Source organism: Microbacterium testaceum, from assembly GCF_006539145.1.
In the GTDB taxonomy this organism is placed as follows: domain Bacteria; phylum Actinomycetota; class Actinomycetes; order Actinomycetales; family Microbacteriaceae; genus Microbacterium; species Microbacterium testaceum.
Window position 1 is genome coordinate 146143 of the sequence record NZ_BJML01000007.1, and the last position, 18153, is coordinate 164295.

At 70.7% G+C, this 18153-nt stretch carries 19 protein-coding genes and 2 tRNA genes; 12 read left to right on the top strand and 9 right to left on the bottom strand.

Annotation, left to right across the window (positions count from 1 at the left end):
• Positions 1 to 69: 69 nt before the first annotated feature.
• Positions 70 to 1653 carry a phytoene desaturase family protein gene (locus MTE01_RS11560; protein ID WP_141377621.1) on the bottom strand — a complete coding sequence of 528 codons (1584 nt, stop codon included), beginning with the start codon at positions 1651 to 1653 and terminating at the stop codon, positions 70 to 72.
• A gap of 62 nt (positions 1654 to 1715) precedes the next feature.
• Here MTE01_RS11560 and MTE01_RS11565 point away from each other — a divergent pair, with 62 nt between their 5' ends.
• The 9 genes from MTE01_RS11565 (at position 1716) to MTE01_RS11605 (ending at position 8557) form a co-directional block, all read left to right on the top strand.
• Positions 1716 to 2513, top strand: a complete 798-nt coding sequence (locus MTE01_RS11565) for an inositol monophosphatase family protein (protein ID WP_141377623.1) — start codon at positions 1716 to 1718, stop codon at positions 2511 to 2513.
• A 253-nt stretch (positions 2514 to 2766) separates the two neighbouring features.
• A complete protein-coding gene (locus MTE01_RS11570) occupies positions 2767 to 4215 on the top strand; it encodes a M23 family metallopeptidase (protein ID WP_170210688.1) in 1449 nt (482 codons plus the stop codon).
• A gap of 67 nt (positions 4216 to 4282) precedes the next feature.
• Positions 4283 to 4354, top strand: a tRNA-Thr gene (locus MTE01_RS11575).
• 34 nt (positions 4355 to 4388) lie between these two features.
• Positions 4389 to 4462, top strand: a tRNA-Met gene (locus tag MTE01_RS11580).
• Positions 4463 to 4558: 96 nt separating this feature from the next.
• Complete coding sequence (locus tag MTE01_RS11585) at positions 4559 to 5320, top strand: IclR family transcriptional regulator domain-containing protein (RefSeq protein ID WP_246078264.1); 762 nt, start codon at positions 4559 to 4561, stop codon at positions 5318 to 5320.
• A gap of 112 nt (positions 5321 to 5432) precedes the next feature.
• A complete protein-coding gene (locus tag MTE01_RS11590; RefSeq protein ID WP_141377629.1) occupies positions 5433 to 6176 on the top strand; it encodes a 3-oxoacid CoA-transferase subunit A in 744 nt (247 codons plus the stop codon).
• Positions 6173 to 6811, top strand: coding sequence for a 3-oxoacid CoA-transferase subunit B (locus MTE01_RS11595; RefSeq protein ID WP_141377631.1), 639 nt, complete (start codon positions 6173 to 6175; stop codon positions 6809 to 6811). The genes MTE01_RS11590 and MTE01_RS11595 overlap by 4 nt, the downstream gene beginning before the upstream one ends.
• 3 nt (positions 6812 to 6814) lie before the next feature.
• A complete protein-coding gene (locus MTE01_RS11600; RefSeq protein WP_141377633.1) occupies positions 6815 to 7981 on the top strand; it encodes a thiolase family protein in 1167 nt (388 codons plus the stop codon).
• Positions 7982 to 8107: 126 nt separating this feature from the next.
• Positions 8108 to 8557, top strand: coding sequence for a MarR family transcriptional regulator (locus tag MTE01_RS11605; protein ID WP_103205906.1), 450 nt, complete (start codon positions 8108 to 8110; stop codon positions 8555 to 8557).
• A gap of 70 nt (positions 8558 to 8627) precedes the next feature.
• Here the strand turns inward: MTE01_RS11605 and MTE01_RS11610 are convergent, their stop codons facing one another.
• Positions 8628 to 8831, bottom strand: coding sequence for a zf-TFIIB domain-containing protein (locus MTE01_RS11610; RefSeq protein ID WP_116239258.1), 204 nt, complete (start codon positions 8829 to 8831; stop codon positions 8628 to 8630).
• Positions 8832 to 8988: 157 nt separating this feature from the next.
• On the opposite strand from MTE01_RS11610, the gene MTE01_RS11615 reads away from it, so the two are divergent.
• Together MTE01_RS11615 and MTE01_RS11620 are read left to right on the top strand one after the other, a co-directional pair.
• On the top strand, positions 8989 to 10458 hold the full coding sequence (locus tag MTE01_RS11615) for an MFS transporter (protein ID WP_141377635.1): 1470 nt from the start codon (positions 8989 to 8991) through the stop codon (positions 10456 to 10458).
• 34 nt (positions 10459 to 10492) lie between these two features.
• Positions 10493 to 11413, top strand: a complete 921-nt coding sequence (locus MTE01_RS11620; protein WP_141377637.1) for an aldo/keto reductase — start codon at positions 10493 to 10495, stop codon at positions 11411 to 11413.
• A gap of 7 nt (positions 11414 to 11420) precedes the next feature.
• Here MTE01_RS11620 and MTE01_RS11625 read toward each other — a convergent pair whose 3' ends face one another.
• From MTE01_RS11625 to MTE01_RS11640, 4 genes are all read right to left on the bottom strand, one after another.
• Complete coding sequence (locus tag MTE01_RS11625; RefSeq protein WP_103205910.1) at positions 11421 to 11804, bottom strand: hypothetical protein; 384 nt, start codon at positions 11802 to 11804, stop codon at positions 11421 to 11423.
• On the bottom strand, positions 11801 to 12796 hold the full coding sequence (locus MTE01_RS11630; protein WP_141377639.1) for a hypothetical protein: 996 nt from the start codon (positions 12794 to 12796) through the stop codon (positions 11801 to 11803). The genes MTE01_RS11625 and MTE01_RS11630 overlap by 4 nt, the downstream gene beginning before the upstream one ends.
• Complete coding sequence (locus MTE01_RS11635; protein ID WP_170210689.1) at positions 12783 to 13298, bottom strand: RNA polymerase sigma factor; 516 nt, start codon at positions 13296 to 13298, stop codon at positions 12783 to 12785. Before MTE01_RS11635 ends, MTE01_RS11630 begins: the two co-directional genes overlap by 14 nt.
• A gap of 301 nt (positions 13299 to 13599) precedes the next feature.
• On the bottom strand, positions 13600 to 13992 hold the full coding sequence (locus tag MTE01_RS11640; RefSeq protein ID WP_103205913.1) for a PaaI family thioesterase: 393 nt from the start codon (positions 13990 to 13992) through the stop codon (positions 13600 to 13602).
• A 121-nt stretch (positions 13993 to 14113) separates the two neighbouring features.
• On the opposite strand from MTE01_RS11640, the gene MTE01_RS11645 reads away from it, so the two are divergent.
• A complete protein-coding gene (locus MTE01_RS11645; protein ID WP_141377643.1) occupies positions 14114 to 15433 on the top strand; it encodes an MFS transporter in 1320 nt (439 codons plus the stop codon).
• A gap of 222 nt (positions 15434 to 15655) precedes the next feature.
• Here MTE01_RS11645 and MTE01_RS11650 read toward each other — a convergent pair whose 3' ends face one another.
• From MTE01_RS11650 to MTE01_RS11660, 3 genes are all read right to left on the bottom strand, one after another.
• On the bottom strand, positions 15656 to 16303 hold the full coding sequence (locus tag MTE01_RS11650; RefSeq protein WP_141377645.1) for a TetR/AcrR family transcriptional regulator: 648 nt from the start codon (positions 16301 to 16303) through the stop codon (positions 15656 to 15658).
• A 12-nt stretch (positions 16304 to 16315) separates the two neighbouring features.
• Entirely contained in the window at positions 16316 to 17725 is a 1410-nt protein-coding gene (locus tag MTE01_RS11655; RefSeq protein ID WP_246078266.1) for a dihydrolipoyl dehydrogenase family protein, read from the bottom strand.
• Positions 17726 to 17797: 72 nt separating this feature from the next.
• The gene (locus MTE01_RS11660; protein ID WP_103205917.1) at positions 17798 to 18091 is read right to left on the bottom strand and encodes a hypothetical protein; all 294 of its coding nucleotides are present in this window, start codon (positions 18089 to 18091) and stop codon (positions 17798 to 17800) included.
• Positions 18092 to 18153 lie beyond the last annotated feature (62 nt).

Consider the following 18153-nt stretch of genomic DNA (forward strand, 5'->3'; position numbering starts at 1 on the left):
GGTGCGGTGAGGCGCGTGCGGCGTGTCGCCTCGGCGTCCGCGGGACGGCCGGGATGCCAGGGCCTCGGCCTACCCCCCGAGGATCTCCAGCGCCGCCATCGCCGCGTTCTGGCCGCCGATGCCGCTCACCGCCCCGCCGCGCTGAGCGCTCGCCCCGCACAACAGGATGCGGGCGTGCGGCGTCGACACGCCCCAGCGCGCGGCGGGGGAGTCGGCGGGAGCCGACAGCCACGGCCACGACAGGGCGCCGTGGAAGATGTCGCCGCCGATCATGGCGAGCGACTCCTCCAGGTCGCGGGTGGTGCGGGCCTCGATGCAGAGTCGCCCGTCGGGCGCCCGCAGGATGCAGTCGCGCAGGGGCTCGGCGAGGACGGAATCCAACGAGGCTTGGGCGGCGGCCAGCAGGCGCGCTCCCGCGGCGACCGGATCGGTGTCGTCGATGAGGCGGTGCGGCACCTGCAGACCGAACATCGTGAGCGTCTGCGCGCCGGACGCCCGCAGCTCCTCGCCGAGGATCGACGGGTCGGTCAGCGAGTGGCAGTAGACCTCGACGGGGAGTGGTTCGGGGATGAGTCCTCCGGATGCCGCCACGTGAGCGGCATCCAACTGGGTCATGGTCTCGTTGACGTGGAAAGTACCCGAGAAGGCGGCCTCGGGGGTCACCGACTCATCGCGCAGACGTGGCAGGCGCGAGAGCAGCATGTTCACCTTGACCTGTGCACCCTCCGGCGCTTCGGCGCCGGTCGTCGATGATCCGCCGGCGGTCAGCAGCCGGTCGAGCACCGCGCGGCCGACGCCGCTGAGCACGAGGTCGCCTCGGAAGACTTCGGAGCGATCGGTCATCGTGTGCACGTCGCCGTCGGGCGAGACCGAGACGACCTCGACACCCGTGACGATCTCGGCCCCCGCCTCGCGGGCGGCGCGCTCGAGCTCGGCCGTCACCGCGCCCATGCCACCGACGGGGACGTCCCAGTCGCCGGTCCCGCCGCCGATCACGTGGTACAAGAAGCACCGGTTCTGCGTGAGGGAGGGGTCGTCGGACGACGCGAAGGTGCCGATGAGCCCGTCGGTGAGCGCGACGCCCCGGACGAGGTCGCTGTCGAGCGAGGAGCGCAGGAGATCTCCGAGCGGGCGGGTGGTGAGGGCATCCCAGAGCTCGTCGTCGCCCACGCGCTCGCGCAGCTCGTCGGACGTGGGCAGCGGTTCGGCCATCGTCGGGAAGACGGCACGGGCCACCGGGGCGAGACGCTCGCCGAACGCCGCGAAACGCGCCGCCTCGTGGGTGTCGCCGAGGGTGCGCGCGAACGAGGCGGCGGTGGCCTCGGCATCCCGGGTATCGACGAGCACGCCGCGCGTGGGGTCGGTCGGGTCGGGCGTATAAGAGGAGTACCGGCGCCGGCGAAGCTCGATGCGCAGGCCCAGGTCGTCGATGATCCGCTGCGGCAGCAGGCTGACGAGGTAGGAGTACCGCGACAGGCGTGCATCGACTCCCGCCCACGGGCGCTCCGACACGGCGGCGCCGCCCACGGCATCCGATCTCTCGATCACCACCACCCGGCGCCCTGCGCGGGCGAGATAGGCCGCGGCGACGAGGGCGTTGTGCCCACCCCCCACGATGACGACGTCGTACCGGCGAGAATCCGAAGCGGTCATGAGCCCACGCTAACGACAGCGGCGAATTCGTCGCAGGGGGTGGCGCACGTAGCCTGGATGCCATGACTTCCGCAGCCGACCTGCTCGAGATCGCCACGCGTATCGCCCGAGAGGCCGGTGAACTCGCCCACCGTCGCCGTCGCGAGGGCGTGACGGTCGCGGCGACCAAATCGGCCGCCGCCGACATCGTCACCGCCGCCGACCGCGAGGTCGAAGCCTTCATTCGGGCGGAGCTCGCGCGAGAGCGGCCCGATGACGGTTTCTTCGGCGAGGAATCCGGGGCCGAAGAGGGAACGAGCGGGATCACGTGGGTCGTCGACCCGATCGACGGCACCGTCAACTACGCCTACGGCATTCCGGCCTGGGCCGTGAGTATCGCCGCCGTCGAGGGCACCGCCGAGACCGCGTCGTGGACCGCGCTCGCCGGGGCGGTCTTCAACCCCGTGACGGGCGAGCTGTTCCGGGCCTCGCGCGGCGGGGGAGCCTGGCTCGGTGACACCCGCTTGTCCGTGGGCGAGGTGGGTCCGGCCGGGGGGCTCGTCGCCACCGGCTTCGGTTACAACCCCGAGACGCACGGACCCGCGCTCGCACAGCTGTCTCGCGTCATGCCGATCGCCCGCGACGTGCGCCGCATCGGCGCGGCCTCTCTCGACCTGGCGTCGGTTGCCGCCGGTCGCGTCGACGCCTACTACGAACGCGGCACGCAGCCGTGGGATCACGCCGCGGGCTCGCTGCTGGTCGAAGAAGCGGGGGGAATCATCGGGGGAGCGCCCGGCGGACGCCCCGGCAACGGCATGGTGATCGCCGCGGGCCCCGACTTCTACCGCCGTCTCGAGCCGCTGCTCGACTACGAGCGGTGACAGAGGTCGCGCCCATGGCATTCCCAGACCAGCCGAGGTAGGGTGTTTACCAGTTCGTTATCTTCCGCAACCCGAACCTGCGGAGATGGCCAAGCCCCCAAGCCCGAAGCCGTCGCTTTTCGCGACACGACACGAGAGCCCTTCCGCGTTGCCGTCAGAAGCCTCTGAGACTGAGCCCGCCGTCACCCGACGGTCTCGTCGCCCCCTCTCCACGCCCGCTCCCGAGACGACCCCCCGGCTGACCCGAGCCGAGATGCGCCGTCTCGCCGCGAGCGAAAACGCCGTCGCGACGCTCGACGCCCCCGCGTCCGAGCAGAAGGCCGCCGATCCCGCACCGGTCGACGCCGACGCCGCCTCTCAGCCCGAACTGATCGAGAGCGTTGCCGCTGCCGTGGTCGAGACCGTCATCGCCGCGACCATCGAGCCCACGCTTCCGCCTCGCGACACTGCCGTGTCTTCCGCCGACCAGACCCCGGATGCCACGGCTTCCGACGCACTCGACGTCACGGTCGTCGACGAGCAGCGTCGTGCCGACGATGTCGCGGTCATCCTGCAGAGCGCGGACGGCGCCGTCGCCACCACCCCGGTATCCCTCCCGACCTCGCCCATCACGCTTCCCGTCAGTCGCCGCGCGCGTCGACGCCCCCAGGCATCGGTCATCCTCGACTCGACCGTCGACGAAGCTGTGGCCGAGCCGGTCGTCGAGTCCTCCGCCGACCGGGTGGCGAAGACGTCCGTTCCGCGTCCGTCGAAGCCCGTCGTCGAGCAGGCCGCCATCGAGCAGTCCGCCGTCGCCTCGAGCACCCCCGACGACACCGTGGCCGACGAGTTCGCCACCGCCGCACGCCTGTTCTCGTTCACGGGCGAGACGCCCACGCAGCAGGCGGCCCCCGTCACCCCCGCTCCCGAGCCCGTCTCGGAGGGGCTGCCCGCCGCGGCCGCTCCCCGCACCCGCCGCAACGTCCGCCGCATCGCTGCGACGTCGTTCTCGGTCGGGGTCATGGGCGTCGTCGGTCTTCTCACGGTCGGCATGACCATGCCCGTCAGCGCCATCGCCTCGGCGAGCGGCACCGACAGCATCACCGCTCCCGCCGCCGACACCGCGACCACGCGTCTGGCGGTCGGCGGAGACGTCGCCTCGCCCGACGGGGCGATCCAGGCCTACGTCGCGCCCGCCCAGTCGCAGGCCGCGGTCGTCGACCGCGCCGACGGCTACAGCGCCACCACGTACTCCAAGATGGCCGTCGACTCGGGCATCAAGTACCCCACGAACTTCTACGTCAACAACCCGACGTCACCCATCCAGTGGCCCTTCGCGGTCGGCGTGTCGATCTCGTACGGCTTCGGCATGCGTGACGGCGGCTTCCACGAGGGTGCCGACTTCGTGCCCGGCGAGGGCGCGCCCGTGCAGGCGATCGCCGACGGCACCGTCCGCATCGCGACCGAGCAGGGTGGCGCCTTCGGCGTGACCGTGCTGATCGACCACGTGATCGACGGCCAGCTCGTGTCGAGCCGGTACGGCCACATGCAGTACGGCTCGCTGCAGGTCACCCCGGGCGAGAAGGTGCACGTCGGCCAGTTCCTCGGACGCACCGGCAACACGGGTCGCTCGTTCGGCGCGCACACGCACGTCGAGATCCTGCAGAACGGCACCACCCCGATCGACCCGATCGCGTGGCTGCGTCAGCACGCCGGCGGCTGACCCTCGATTCGTAAGAGAGTGTCGAGGTCTGATATTCTCTTCTAGTTGCCCGGAGCGATCCGGGTACGCCCCGATAGCTCAGTGGCAGAGCACTTCCATGGTAAGGAAGGGGTCGTCAGTTCAATCCTGACTCGGGGCTCAAGGCATCCACATCTGAATCCTGGATGCCGTGCGGCGGGGTAGCTCAGTTGGTGAGAGCGCACGACTCATAATCGTGAGGTCGCGGGTTCAAGCCCCGCTCCCGCTACAGATTCGCCGCAAAGCCGTCCCCCGGGGCGGCTTTCGCTTCTCTCCGACGCGTTCCCGCACGAGGTCCTCACGGCGCCCCGATAGGGTGAGCCGCGTGAGTGATTCGGGAGAGTTCGTCCAATCCCTCGCTCGCGGTCTCGAGGTCATCCGGGCCTTCGACGCCGAGAACCCGGCGCTGACCCTCAGCGACGTCGCCCGCCGCGCCGATCTGACCCGTGCCGCGGCCCGCCGGTTCCTCCAGACGCTCGAGACCCTCGGTTACGTGCGCGCCGACGGTCGGGTCTTCTCGCTGACGCCGCGCGTTCTCGAGCTCGGCTTCAGCTATCTCTCCGCGCTCTCGCTGCCCGCGCTCGCCCAGCCGCATCTCGAGCGTCTGTCGCGCGAGGTGGGGGAGAGCGTCTCCTCGGCCGTGCTCGACGGGGCCGACATCGTCTACGTCGCCCGTGTTCCCACGCGACGGATCATGAGCGTCGGAATCACGATCGGCACGCGTTTCCCCGCCTACGCGACCAGCATGGGGCGCGTGCTGCTCGCGGCGCTTCCCGACGCGGACGCGCGAGAGATCGTGGCCGCTTCGCACCCCGCTTCTCTCACCCCGCGCACGCGGACGGACGTCGATGCGATCGCCGTCGAGCTCGAGGCGGTGCGTGCTCAGGGGTGGGCTCTCGTGGACGGCGAGCTCGAAGAGGGGCTGCGCTCCCTCGCGGCGCCCGTCCACGACCGCTCGGGGGCGGTGGTTGCGGCGGTGAACATCTCGGCCAGCTCCCGCGGTGACGCGGACGAGTGGCGAGAGCGGTGCCTGCCGGCGTTGCGGGCCGCCGCGGGCGAGATCGACGCGGACCTCCGCCTGGTCTGAATCCGGGCTACGGGCCCAGAGCGGTCCTCCCTTGCCGTCTTCGCGGTGGTCGGCGTATCCTGTTCGCAGGACGTACGCATGTACGCAGAGCGAACAAGCAAGGGTGCTCCGCATGATCGACAAGACCGTTCCCGACCTCGAGGCGGCCGTCGCCGGCATCGCCGACGGTGCGACCGTGATGATCGGCGGCTTCGGCCGCGCGGGTCAGCCCGTCGAACTGATCGACGCGCTCATCGCGCACGGTGCGCGCGATCTCACCGTCGTCAACAACAACGCGGGCAATGGCGACACCGGGTTGGCCGCCCTGCTCGCGGCCGGGCAGGTGAGCAAGATGATCTGCTCCTTCCCGCGCCAGAGCGACTCATGGGTCTTCGACGGGCTGTACCGCGCCGGCAAGGTCGAGCTCGAGCTCGTGCCGCAGGGCAACCTGGCCGAGCGCATCCGTGCGGCCGGCGCCGGCATCGGTGGGTTCTTCACCCCCACCGGGTTCGGGACGCAGCTCGCCGAGGGCAAAGAGACGCGGCGCATCGACGGCCGCGATTACGTGCTCGAATACCCCATCCGCGCGGATGCCGCCCTGATCAGCGCCCGCGCCGCCGACCGCTGGGGCAACCTCGTCTATCGCGAGACGGCGCGCAACTTCGGCCCCATCATGGCCGCGGCCGCAACCACCACGATCGTCCAGGTCGACGAGATCGTCGAGCTCGGCTCGCTCGATCCCGAGTCGGTCGTCACCCCGGGTCTCTACGTCGATCGCGTGGTCGCGGTGGGGGAGCGCGCATGGCTCCGCGACGGCGCGTTCGTCGGCGGCGTCGACATCGAGGGCCGGGCTCTGGCATCCGAGGAGGAGAAATGACAACTCGCATCTCGCGGCGCGATCTCGCCGCCCGCGTGGCATCCGACATTCCCGAGGGCGCGGTCGTCAACCTCGGCATCGGTGCTCCGACCCTGGTCGCCGACTACCTGCCGGCGGGACTCGAGATCGTCCTGCACACCGAGAACGGCATGCTCGGCATGGGCCCCGCTCCCGAGCGCGGGCGCGTCGACCCCGATCTCATCAACGCGGGTAAGCAGCCGGTCACCGCGCTCGCGGGGGCTGCGTACTTCCACCACGCCGACTCGTTCGCGATGATGCGCGGCGGGCACCTCGACGTGTGCGTGCTGGGGGCGTTCCAGGTGTCGGCCGGCGGCGACCTCGCCAACTGGTCGACCGGCGAGCCCGGTGCGATCCCCGCGGTCGGCGGCGCCATGGACCTCGCGATCGGCGCGAAAGACGTCTACGTCATGACCGATTTGCTCACAAAGGGCGGCGAGCCCAAGCTCGTCGCCGCCTGCAGCTATCCCCTCACGGGTGTGGGCTGCGTCTCGCGGGTCTACACCGACCACGGCGTCTTCGACGTCACCCCCGACGGCTTCCGCGTGTGGGAGCTTTTCGGCGACAACACGCACGAAGAGATCGAGTCCCTGCTCGGTCTGAGCCTGGAGGCCTGAGACATGCCCGCATCCTTCGTCTACGACGCCGTCCGCACCCCTTTCGCGCGCCACGGCAAGGCCTTCGCCGACGTCCGCCCCGACGATCTGGCGGCCACCGTCATGGCATCCGTCGTCGAGCGCACCGGAATCGACCCCGCGCGCATCGAAGACGTGATCTTCGGCGACGCGAACCAGGCGGGCGAAGACAACCGCAACGTCGCGCGCTTCGGTGCGCTGCTGGCCGGCTTCCCGTCGTCGGTGCCGGGGACGACGATCAACCGGCTGTGCGGATCGTCTCTGGATGCCGTGATCCAGGGCTCCCGCGCCATCGAGGCCGGCGATGCCGATGTCATCCTCGCCGGCGGCGTCGAGTCGATGACGCGGGCCCCCTTCGTGGTCGAGAAGAGCCCGCGTCCTTTCCCCGCGGCGAACCAGACGATGTGGAACACCTCGATCGGCTGGCGCATGACCAACCCGCGCTTGAGGGCGGACTGGACGATCTCGAACGGCGAGAGCGCCGAGAAGCTCGCCGAGATCTACGCCATCACGCGTGAGCAGCAGGACGCCTTCGCTGCCCGCAGCCACCGTCTCGCTGCCGCGGCGTGGGCAGAGGGACGCTTCGACGACGAGATCGTGCAGGTCGAAGGCCACGCGCTCGCGCGCGACGAGGGTATCCGCGACGATTCGACCGTCGAGGTGCTCGCGACCCTCCGACCCGCATTCCAGAAGGACGGCACGGTCACGGCGGGAAACTCCTCACCCATCAACGACGGCGCCTCGGCGGTGCTGCTGGGGGCGGAGGGGATCCTGGATACCGAGCCCCTCGCGCGCATCGCGGGTCGGGCCGCGTTCGGTAACGATCCCGACGTCTTCGGCGTCGCCCCCGTCGAGGCGGCGAACCGCGCGCTCGCGCGTGCCGGTCGCACCTGGGCCGACGTGAGCCTCGTCGAGCTCAATGAGGCTTTCGCATCGCAGTCGCTCGCGTGCGCCAAGCTGTGGACCGAGCTCGACCCCGAGCTTCTCAACCCGCACGGTGGGGCGATCGCGATCGGGCACCCCCTCGGAGCGTCGGGTGGCCGCATCATCGCGCGCGCCGCGCACGAGCTGAAGCGTCGCGGCGGGGGAGTCGCCGTCGCGGCGATCTGTATCGGCGTGGGCCAGGGGCTCGCGGTGGTCCTCGAGCGCTGAGATACGGTTGCTGCCCCTTTGTCAACAGGGCCGGGCGCGGCCGCATAACCGCGCGGCGCCGATTACCGTGAGGTCGCGCGTCCGAATGGGCGCGGTGACACGAAACGAATCGATACGGCACCGCCGATGACTGCACTCGCTCACGACATCTCGCCCATCTCACTGGCTCTCGCGCGCTACCTGTTCGAGAGGACCCGGTGCCTGGCGGAGGCCCGTCGCACCATGGGGCTGAACGACATCGATGTCGTCGCGATCATCCATGTCGCGCGCAACCCGGGCGTGCGCCCCTCCGACCTCCGGCGACACCTCGGGATCACCGGGGCGGGGGTGACGACGATCGTCGATCGTCTCGTGCGTCGCGACGTCTTGCGCCGGGAGTTCGACCCGGATGACCGGAGGGTGACCCACGTCTACGCGATGGTCGACCTGACGACCGATCCGTGGAGATGCCTCACCCGCTTCGACGACGCTTTCGAAGCGGCACTCGCGAACGTCGGATCCGAGCTGCAGGAGAGCGTGGCGGCTGTCTTGGACACCGCCACCCGCTCGGCGGCGCTCGCCCCGTCAGCGAGCTAGATGCACGAAGCAGGATGTCGCCGACGCGTGCAGTCCATATCCCGGTCGAGGGTGACGTCGCCGGCGACAGCTAGGACTCGTCGATCCAGCGATCCCGCGGGCGGTCGTCGTCGTCGTCATTGCGAGCGGGTGCCCCCGTCGACCACTCCAGTCGGAAGCCGCACTCACGACACTCGTCGGCGCCGCCGCCCTCTTCGAGAAGCGGGTGCATCGTCACCCCGCACGAGGGGCAGATCGGCTGTGCCGTGTCGTCGTAGGGGTCTCTGTACGTCATCGCGTTCCGCTCGTCGGCTCTCGGGGAGGACAACTCCCCGCGTCGCCGCGATGTTCCCCGCGATGATCTCCGACCCGCACGCTTCGCCGCAGGCATAGGCTCGGCCCATGCCGAACCCTCGCGTCGCCGCGGGCTCCGCTCCGGTGGCGGAGGCCGCATGACGGCATCCATCCCCGCTCCCGATCCGAGGCGCTGGAGCGCGCTCTCGGTCATGCTCATGGGCCAGTTCGCCGCCCTCCTCGACGTCAGCGTCACCAACGTCGCCCTGCCCTCGATCGGGCGCTCCACCGGGGCGGGTTCGAACGAGCTGCAGTGGATCGTGACCGGGTACGTGCTCGCCTTCGCGCTGGTCCCCGTCATCGGAGGACGGCTGGGCGACCAGCGGGGTCGACGACGCATCTTCACGATCGCCGTGCTCGGGTTCGTGACCGCCAGCGCTGCCGTCGGTCTGGCGCCGAACGCGGGGCTCCTCATCGCGGCCAGGGTCGTGCAGGGGCTGTTCGGCGGCATGATGGGCCCGCAGGTGTCGGGCTTCATCCAGAACGCCTTCCCGGCGTGGGAGAGAGGGCGGGCTTTCGGCAGGCTCGGCCTCACCGTCGGTGCGGGGACGGCGCTCGGTCCGGTGATCGCGGGTCTGCTCATCTCGGCTGGTGGCCCCGACATCGGTTGGCGGCTGGTCTTCTTCATCAACGTGCCGGTCGGGATCGCGGCCGTGCTGCTCGCTCGCCGGTGGGTTCCCGCCGATGAGCCGTCTTCCACGGCATCCGCCCGCCACATCGACCTGCTCGGCGCGCTCCTGCTCGGCGCGGGTGTGCTGTGCCTGCTGTTCCCCATCGTCGAGACGGGCCAGGGTGGCGGCCCCGTGACCCTCCTCCTCCTGCTCCCCGCCGCGGGGTTCCTCCTGGCGCTTGTGCGGCATGAGGCGCGCCTGACGAGGGCGGATGCCGGGCCCCTGCTGGATCTGCGCCTGTTCCGCGTCCGCTCGTTCGTCACGGGTGTGGTCTTCGCCGTGGTCTTCTTCTGCAGCAACACCGGGATTCCCCTCGTGCTCGCGCTGTACTACCAGGACGGTCTGGGCTTCACCGCCCTGCAATCGGGCCTGGGGGTCACGGCCTACGCCATCGGTTCGGTGGTGGGAGCGCCCGTCGCCGGGCGCTTCGTCTCGCGCGTGGGACGCCCGCTGCTCGTCGGCGCGGTCGCGGTGTTCACGGGCGTCACGGTCGTTCTGGGGCTGCTGGTGCAGGCCGGTGCCGAGGCGACCGATCCGGTGGGCGTCATCCTGCGGCTCTGCGTGCCCCTGTTCGTCCTCGGGATCGCGGGCGGAGCGATCGTCACCCCGAATCAGACGTTGACGCTCGCCGACGTCGACCCCCGCCGCGGCGGCGTCGCCGGGGGAGTCGTGCAGACCGCCCAGCGGGTGGGGTCTTCGATCGGGCAGACGGTACTGGGTACCGCCTTCGCGCTGGCCGTCGTGGGAGCCGCGGCGGCCGCGGGCCCGGGTACCCCCGCCGCGGACCCGGGGGCTTTCGCCGACGCGCTCACTCTGGCTCTCGCGGTGTCGGTGGTGTTCTCGGGATCTGCCATCGTGCTCAGTGCCGTCGAGGTGCACCGGAGCCGTCGCAGCTGACGCGAGCAGGGCGCGCGGACGCTAGCGTCGAGGCATGCATGTCACCTCCGCCCGTCTGGGTCTCGGCCTCGCCGCCGTCGGTCGCCCGGCCTACATCACGACCGCGCGTGACAGCGACCTGGGGGACCCCGCCGAACGCTCGGTCGACGCGATGCGCGAGCGTGCGCACCTGCTGCTCGACGAGGCCTGGGCGCTCGGCATCCGATACGTCGACGTTGCGCGTTCCTACGGTCGGGCGGAGCACTTCCTCGGATCGTGGTTCGACGCCCACCCGGGCCGACGCGAGCTGCTCACCGTGGGGTCGAAGTGGGGCTACGCCTACGTCGGAGAGTGGCGGATGGATGCCGCCGTGCACGAGCGCAAAGAGCACTCGGTCGCCATGTTCGACCAGCAGTGGCCCGAGACGCTCGAGGCTCTGGGGTCGGCCCCGGACTACTACCTGATCCACTCGGTAACTCCGGAGAGCACGGCTCTGGCGGACACCGGGCTTCTCGATCGGCTGCGCGGCCTACGGGCGAACGGCGTGCGGGTAGGGCTGTCGACCAGCGGGCCGCACCAGGGCGAGGTGATCCGCAGCGCTCTCGCGCTCCGGGACTCGCCGTTCACGGTCGTGCAGTCGACGTGGAACCTCCTCGAGCCATCGGTCGCCCCCGCGTTGCAGGCCGCGCGAGACGCCGACTGGACGGTCGTTGTCAAAGAGGCCCTCGCCAACGGCGACCTCGCCCGCGCCGAATCGGGCAGTCGCCTCGAGGCCCTGGCATCCGGAATGCCGTCCGACGTGTTCGCGCTGGGCGCCGCGCTGGCGCAGCCGTGGGCCGACATCGTGCTCAGCGGCGCGACCACGCTCGCGCATCTGCGACGAGGCGCGAGCGCGCGGCCGGTGGACACCGCGGGGGAATTGGCGACGGACCCCGTCGATTACTGGCGTCGCCGGTCGGAACGCCCCTGGCGTTGAGCGGCGGTCAGGGCACGCAGTTCAGCGTCGCGACCGTGCCCGAGACGTTCGCCCACGACGTGGCGATCGCGGTCGCGAGCACCGACCCGGACGAGGAGCGGGCCTGCACGTACCCGGCCGATCGCGCGTTGGCGATGGAGCGCACGGTGATTCCGGGGGAGTACGTGCCGCAGTACGAGAACGACGCTCGCGTCCCCGAGAGGTTCGACCCGCTGAAGGCGCAGACGTTGCCGTCGGCGCACCCGCCGACGGCACGCTCGTGCTCGGAGGGGACGTCGATGGTCATCCCGAGTTCCGGCCACTGCGCGTGATGCGAATCGATGACGACCCCGCCGGGGATCTCGGCGAGAGCCGCGGCGATGTCGGGGTGCAGCTGATCGGTCGTGGTCATTCGGTGCGTGCCTTTCTCTCGAAGACGTCCCAGAGGGTGTAGTCGGTGACGGATCCGGCGGGGAGCTTGAGGCTGTCGTTGTCGGCGAGGAGTTCGGATTCGAAACCGACGATGCGTCCCGTGTCGGCAGAAAGCAGCAGCGTCGCCTCGGAGGTGGTCAGCCCGGACGGCACCGCGGCCAACCCGACCACGGGGCGGCCGAGGCGGTCGAAGGCCGTGCCGACGACGCGCAGCCCGGGAGCTTGGGCGACGACCTCGAGCAGGGCGGCCTGTTGCGGTCCGGTGAGGGTCCATTCGCCCAGGAGGGCGCGTGCGCCGAGCATCGCGTCGCCCGCCGTGAGCTGATCCCCGGCACCGGTCGAGGTGAGCACGAGAGCTCGCATCGCCTCGACGGTGGGTTCGGGAGCGGTGGGGGAGAGCGGCGAGAACTGGTTCTGCACGAACTGCAGGTCGCCGACGACGGTTCCCGGCGTCGGCTCGCCCGCGGGCACCGTGTCACCGGCCGCGTTGGTCGCTTCGGCGGCAGTGGTCACGACCGAGCCCGAAAGATCCGCATTCCAGCGCACGTCGATCCACTCGCGGCGGAACACCGTCGCCTCGGCCTCGTCGGGCGAACCGCTGTAGTACCACCCGAGCGAAAGCGACCGTCGCTCGGGTGAGGAGGGGCCCGACCCGTCGGTCAACCGCTCCTGCGCCTGCGCGATCACCTGGGACGCGTCCTCCGAGATCGAGGTGAACACGAGTGGTTCCGGGGTGAGGGCGGATGCCGGGCTCCCCGGCATCCACAGGACTCCGGTGACGATCGCGAGCACCAGGACGACGACCGCGGCGGCCGAGCCCCACACGGCGTACGCGGGTCGGCGGCGCGTTCGCTGCGCGCTCCCCGCGAAGTCGCGTGCCCGACGCTCGGCGTCGAGAGGAATCGGCGCGTCGATGGGCGTTCGCGCGGGATCGAGTCGGCGCATCGCCCGGGTGAGGTCATCGTCGCTCATCGAACACCTCTTCCGCGGACAGGGGCGTTCCGGACAGGAGCGGGCGCAGTTTGGCCCGCACGCGGTTCAGCCGTGTCCACACCGTCCCGGCGCTCGCGCCGACGACGAGGCCGACCTCGGCGGCCGAAAGGTCCTCCCAGTAGGTGAGCCAGAGGATCTCGCGCTCCTTCTCGGACAGGCCGCGGATGGCGTCGACGAGCCTGTCGAGCATCTCGCCCTCCGACTCGTTCGAGAGGGTGCGGACCTGGTCCTCGATGTGCGTCCACAGTGCCCCCTCCCGGTCTCGTCGTCGGTATTCGTTCGCGATGAGGTTGCGCGCCGTGCGGTACAGCCACGGCAACCCGAACGGCTCTCGCGGATCGCGCTTGCGCCAGGCGATCTCGAAGCATTCCATCGTGAGGTCGTCGGCGGCATCGCGGTCCGACACGCGCCGTTCGACGAATCGCCGAACGGCGTTGTAGTGCTCGCGGAAGAGCGCCACGAAATCCGCGTCGTCCGTCACCGCTGTCTTTCCTCGTGCGTGTACGGGGGCTGTGTCGGGGTGGTCGCGAACCTTACGGATGCGCGAGAGAAAAGATTTCCGGATCGGTGTGTAAGGAAAGGCGCACGCCGGACACGACATATGCGGGGGTGGGTGCTGACTCCGGCTTCGAGAAGGCACCCATACGCCCGTCGTCCGATGTTCGGGTCTGACGGCGACGGGCGAGGGGTTGCGCCGCTTGGGGGCGGCGCAACCCCTCGGATCTTCTTCATGCGATCCACAATGGCAGAGACGGTGGGTGCCGCGAGACGGCGCCCGTCTCTCAGGCGGGATCGACCAGCAGGTTCGTGATGCGCGCCGTCGCGATCAGACGGTCGTCGTCGTCGACCACGCGGACGTCGTAGGTGGCCAGACGGCGACCGCGATGGGCGGGTGTGGCCACGGCGTGGATGCGCCCGTCCTCGGCTCCGCGGTGGTGCGTGATGTTGAGATCGACGCCGACGCACACCAGGCCGAACGCGGAGGCGTGGATCATGGCGGCCCAGGACCCCACCGCCTCGGACAGCGCGGCCGTCGCGCCGCCGTGCAGCCGACCGAGCGATTGCGTGTTCCCCTCGACGGGCATCCACGCGCTGACCCGATCCGCGGACTGCTCGGTCACGGTGATGCCGAGGCGTTCGTCGAGGGCGCCGGGGGTGATGGTCCAGGGCGTCATGGGTGCTCCTTCCGCCGCCCTCTTGTTGGGGGCGCACCCCTCTGACACTATTACTGAACGCTCGGTCGGTAACAGTATCGCTCGAGCCTCTCACCCTGCCCCACAGAACGACGGAGTTCTCATGGCCTCGCTGACCTCGGCATCCGCCCCTGCCACCGGGATGAAACGGGAGGAACGGCGCGTGCTCGCCGGGACCCTCGTGGGCACCTCGATCGAGTGGTACGACTTCTTCATCTACGCCCAGGCGGCCGGGCTCGTGCTCGCGCCGCTGTTCCTCGCCCCGCTCGCGCAGAGCGATCCCGCGATCGCGCAGGTGCTCTCGTTCGCCACCATCGGCATCTCGTTCCTCTTCCGCCCGCTCGGCGCCGTCGTCGCCGGCTGGCTCGGCGATCGCCTCGGCCGCAAGAAGATGCTCGTGCTGACTCTCATCATGATGGGCGTCTCGACAGCCCTCATCGGCGTGCTGCCGACCTATGCCGCGATCGGGGTGGCCGCCCCCGTCCTGCTCATCCTCCTTCGGGTTCTGCAGGGCTTCTCCGCCGGCGGAGAGTGGGGCGGTGCCGCGCTGCTCTCGGTCGAGCACGCCCCCGTCCACCGCCGCGGCTACTTCGGTGCCTACCCGCAGATCGGCGTGCCGGTGGGCATGATCCTCGCGACGGCGACGCTGTGGATCCTCACCTCGTCGATGTCGGCCGAGGCCTTCCTCGCGTGGGGGTGGCGCGTTCCCTTCCTCTTCTCGATCGTGCTCATCTTCGTCGGCTACCTCATCCGCCGCGCGGTGGAGGAGAGCCCGGTCTTCGAAGACCTCGTTCGCCGTCGCAAAGAGTCGTCCGCTCCCCTCGGACAGCTGTTCCGCAAGAACTGGCGCGAGGTCGCCCTGACCGCGTTCGTGTTCATCGGCAACAACGCCGCCGGCTACCTGCTCATCGCGTTCTTCGCGACCTACTCGGTGTCGGTCCTCGGCATGGAACGCCCGACCGTGCTGCTGGCCACGACCCTGGCCTCCTTCGGCTGGCTCGGTTTCACGCTCTGGGGCGGCAGGCTCTCCGACCGCCTGGGGCGCATCCGCACCTTCCAGCTCGGCTATCTGCTGCTGGCCGTCTGGGCCGTGCCCATGTGGTTCCTCATCGATACCGCGAACATCTTCTGGTACTTCGTCGCGCTGTTCGTGATGACCCTCGGTCTCGGGCTGTCGTACGGGCCGCAGGCGGCGCTGTACGCCGAGATGTTCCCCGCGAACGTCCGCTACTCGGGCGTCTCGATCGGCTACGCGCTCGGCGCCATCATGGGCGGGGCCTTCGCGCCGATGATCGCCGAGGCGCTGCTGCGCTCGACGGGCGCCTCATGGACGATCGGCCTGTACATCGCGGTTGCCGCGCTCGTCTCTCTCGGGGCCGTCTCGCTCATCAAGGAAACGAAGGGAGTCGACCTGCGGGCGTGATCCCGGATGCCGTGACGGGGCCCTTCGCGTCGGCGAGGGCCCCGTTGCGCGTCGCCGGGAGCGGTTCGTCGGCGTCGGCCGAGGGGCGGTGCGCCGTACCGCGGACTTCGTCGCCCGCCGTCGGCATGCCGGGTCGCCGGTGGCGGCGTGCCGCCGCGATATCCGCAGGACGGGCCGGGGATGTGCGCCTGCCGCGGCGCGACCCGGCGGGCAGTGCGCCGGTCAGGCGGTGCGCAGGCCGTCGAGCGCGATGCGCACGATGTCGGCGCCCAGGCGGTCGCCGTCGACCCCGCCACCGGGGCGATACCACTCGACGACGGAGTTGATCATCCCGAACAGCAGACGCGCGGCGACCGCCGCATCGACGTCGCCCCGCACGTCGCCCTCGGCCTGAGCCTCGGCGACCAGGGCGGTCACGCGGTGGTCGAACAGTCGTCGTCGTTCGAGAGCGGCTTGCTCGACCTCGCTGTTCCCGCGCACCCTCAGCAGCAGGGTCACCGCGGGGAGCTGCGCGACGAGCACGTCGGTCGCCCCCGTGAGCACGAAACGGAGGCGATCGGATGCCGCGCCCTCGCGGGCGCCGGGCTCGTCGAGCACAGCCTCCAACCCGCCGAGAGCGGCCTCGAGGGCGACGGCCAGCAGTTCCTCCTTCGAGGAGAAGTGGTGGTACAGCGCAGACTTCGTCAGCCCCAGTCGCCGCGCGAGATCGGACACGCTCGTCGCGTCGTACCCCTGCTCGTTGAAGAGCTGCACGGCCACGGCGAGCAGGCCGTCGCGGTCGTACCCTGGCCGTCCTCGGCGCGCGGGCGCCTCGCGGGACGGCGCGGAGTCGTCGGCGGTCGCGGGCGTCGTCGCGGGATCGGCGGTCACGGATTCAGTGTGTCACTCCAGCAGCGCGGGGGAGTCCGCGTGCAGCAGCGCGCGCGCCGCGTTGCCGATCACCGCACTGTACGTCGGGTAGGCGAAGCGCACGCCGGCGAGGGTCGAGACGTCGATCCCGGCCGCCATCGCGGTGGTCACCGACTGGATGACCTCGACGGCGTTCTCCCCCACCGCGTGGGCGCCGAGCACGAGCTCGCGGCGACGGTCGGCGACGAGCATGAGGAACCCGCGTTCCCGATCGTCGATCACGGCGCGGTCCAGATCGGCGAACCGAACGGTCGCCACGACGCACGAGGGGTCGCGGTCGCGCGCCTGCTCCTCGGTCAGTCCGACGCCGGCGTAGTCGGGGTCGGTGAAGCCGCCAGCGGGAAGCAGGTGGTGGGGCGTTCGCCGGTTGGCGCCGAGAACGGCGTTCTCGGCCGCCGCTTCGCCCTCGAACTGCGCCGCCTGAACGAGCATGTCGCGGCCGTTCGCGTCGCCGACGGCGAGGATGTGGGGAACGATCGTCCGGAAGTAGCGGTCGACCGGAATGGCGGAGCGCTCGACCTCCACACCGGCGTTCTCGAGCCCGAGGTCTTCGACGTCGGCGGGCCAACCGGTCGCCATGATGACGACGTCCGCATCGACGGTGCACGGGGAGCCGCCCTCGCGCCAGGCCAGGACGAGCGATCCGTCGTCGGCGCGATCGAGGCGCTCGACCGTGTCGATCCCGGTGCGCACGTCGACCCCGTGCTCCGTGAGCGACTCGGCGATCACGCGCGAGATCGACGCATCGGATGCCATGAGGACGCGAGGCGCGACATCGAGCAGCGTCACCTCCGAACCGAAGGAGCGGAACACGGTCACGAGCTGGGCGCCGGTGTTGCCCGCGCCGATGACGACGACGCGACGGGGGAGCTCGCTCAGGCCGAGCACGTCTTCGGGGACGGTGGCGAGGTCGGCCCCCGGGATCGGCAGGCGACGGGAGTGGCCGCCCACGCAGACCAGGATCGATTCCGCGCGGATTCGCCGACCGCTGTCGAGCACGAGGGTGTGCTCGTCCGCGAAGCGCGCACGCCCCTCGTGCACGAGATCCACGCCGGCCTCGGCGAAGCGTTCGGCCTCGCGTTTGATGGAGCGCACGGCATCCACCCGCTCGTGCACCCTCGACACCACGGCTGCCCAGTCGACTCGAGGCTCGTCGACGACGATGCCGTAATCGTCGGCGGAGCGGGTCTCGCGCATGAGGCGCGCCGCTTTCGCGAGGACGCGGGTGGGCACGCACCCGGTGTTGACGCAGGTGCCACCGACGCGGCCCGCCTCGAGGACGACCACCGAGGCGCCCAGTTCCGCAGCGCGGAGGGCCGCGGCTGTTCCGGCGGGACCTGCTCCGATCACGGCGATGTCGTAGCTGTCGGCGTCGTGGCTCACGATGGTCCTCCCGGGTCGAGAGCCTCAGTCAATCCCGCGCCGACGACCTGAACGCGGGGCTTGCGCCGTGGGTCAGAACCCCTCGTAGATCTGGGTGGGTGTGAGGCCCGTGCCGCCCAGGGCGTGGACGCCGGGCGCGGGGTGCAGCTCGAAGGTCTCTCCGTCGTGCAGGAGCACGGCCGTGTAGTCGCCTCGCGTATCGAGCTTGAGCTCGAAGCGCCCCGTGTCGATGAGGCGGAGCGTGACCACCGCACCGCTGCGCGCGACGAAGCTGACCTCTTTCTCGCGCGCGTTCGGCAGAGGGATGACCGGCTCATCCGACGCGGGCGTCGGCGAAGAGGGGGGAGTGCGTGCGTCGGCGTCCATGGGGCGAGTCTGTCACGCGGCGAGGGGCCTCGGCCCGGGCGACGAGCACCCGGGCCGGCGCG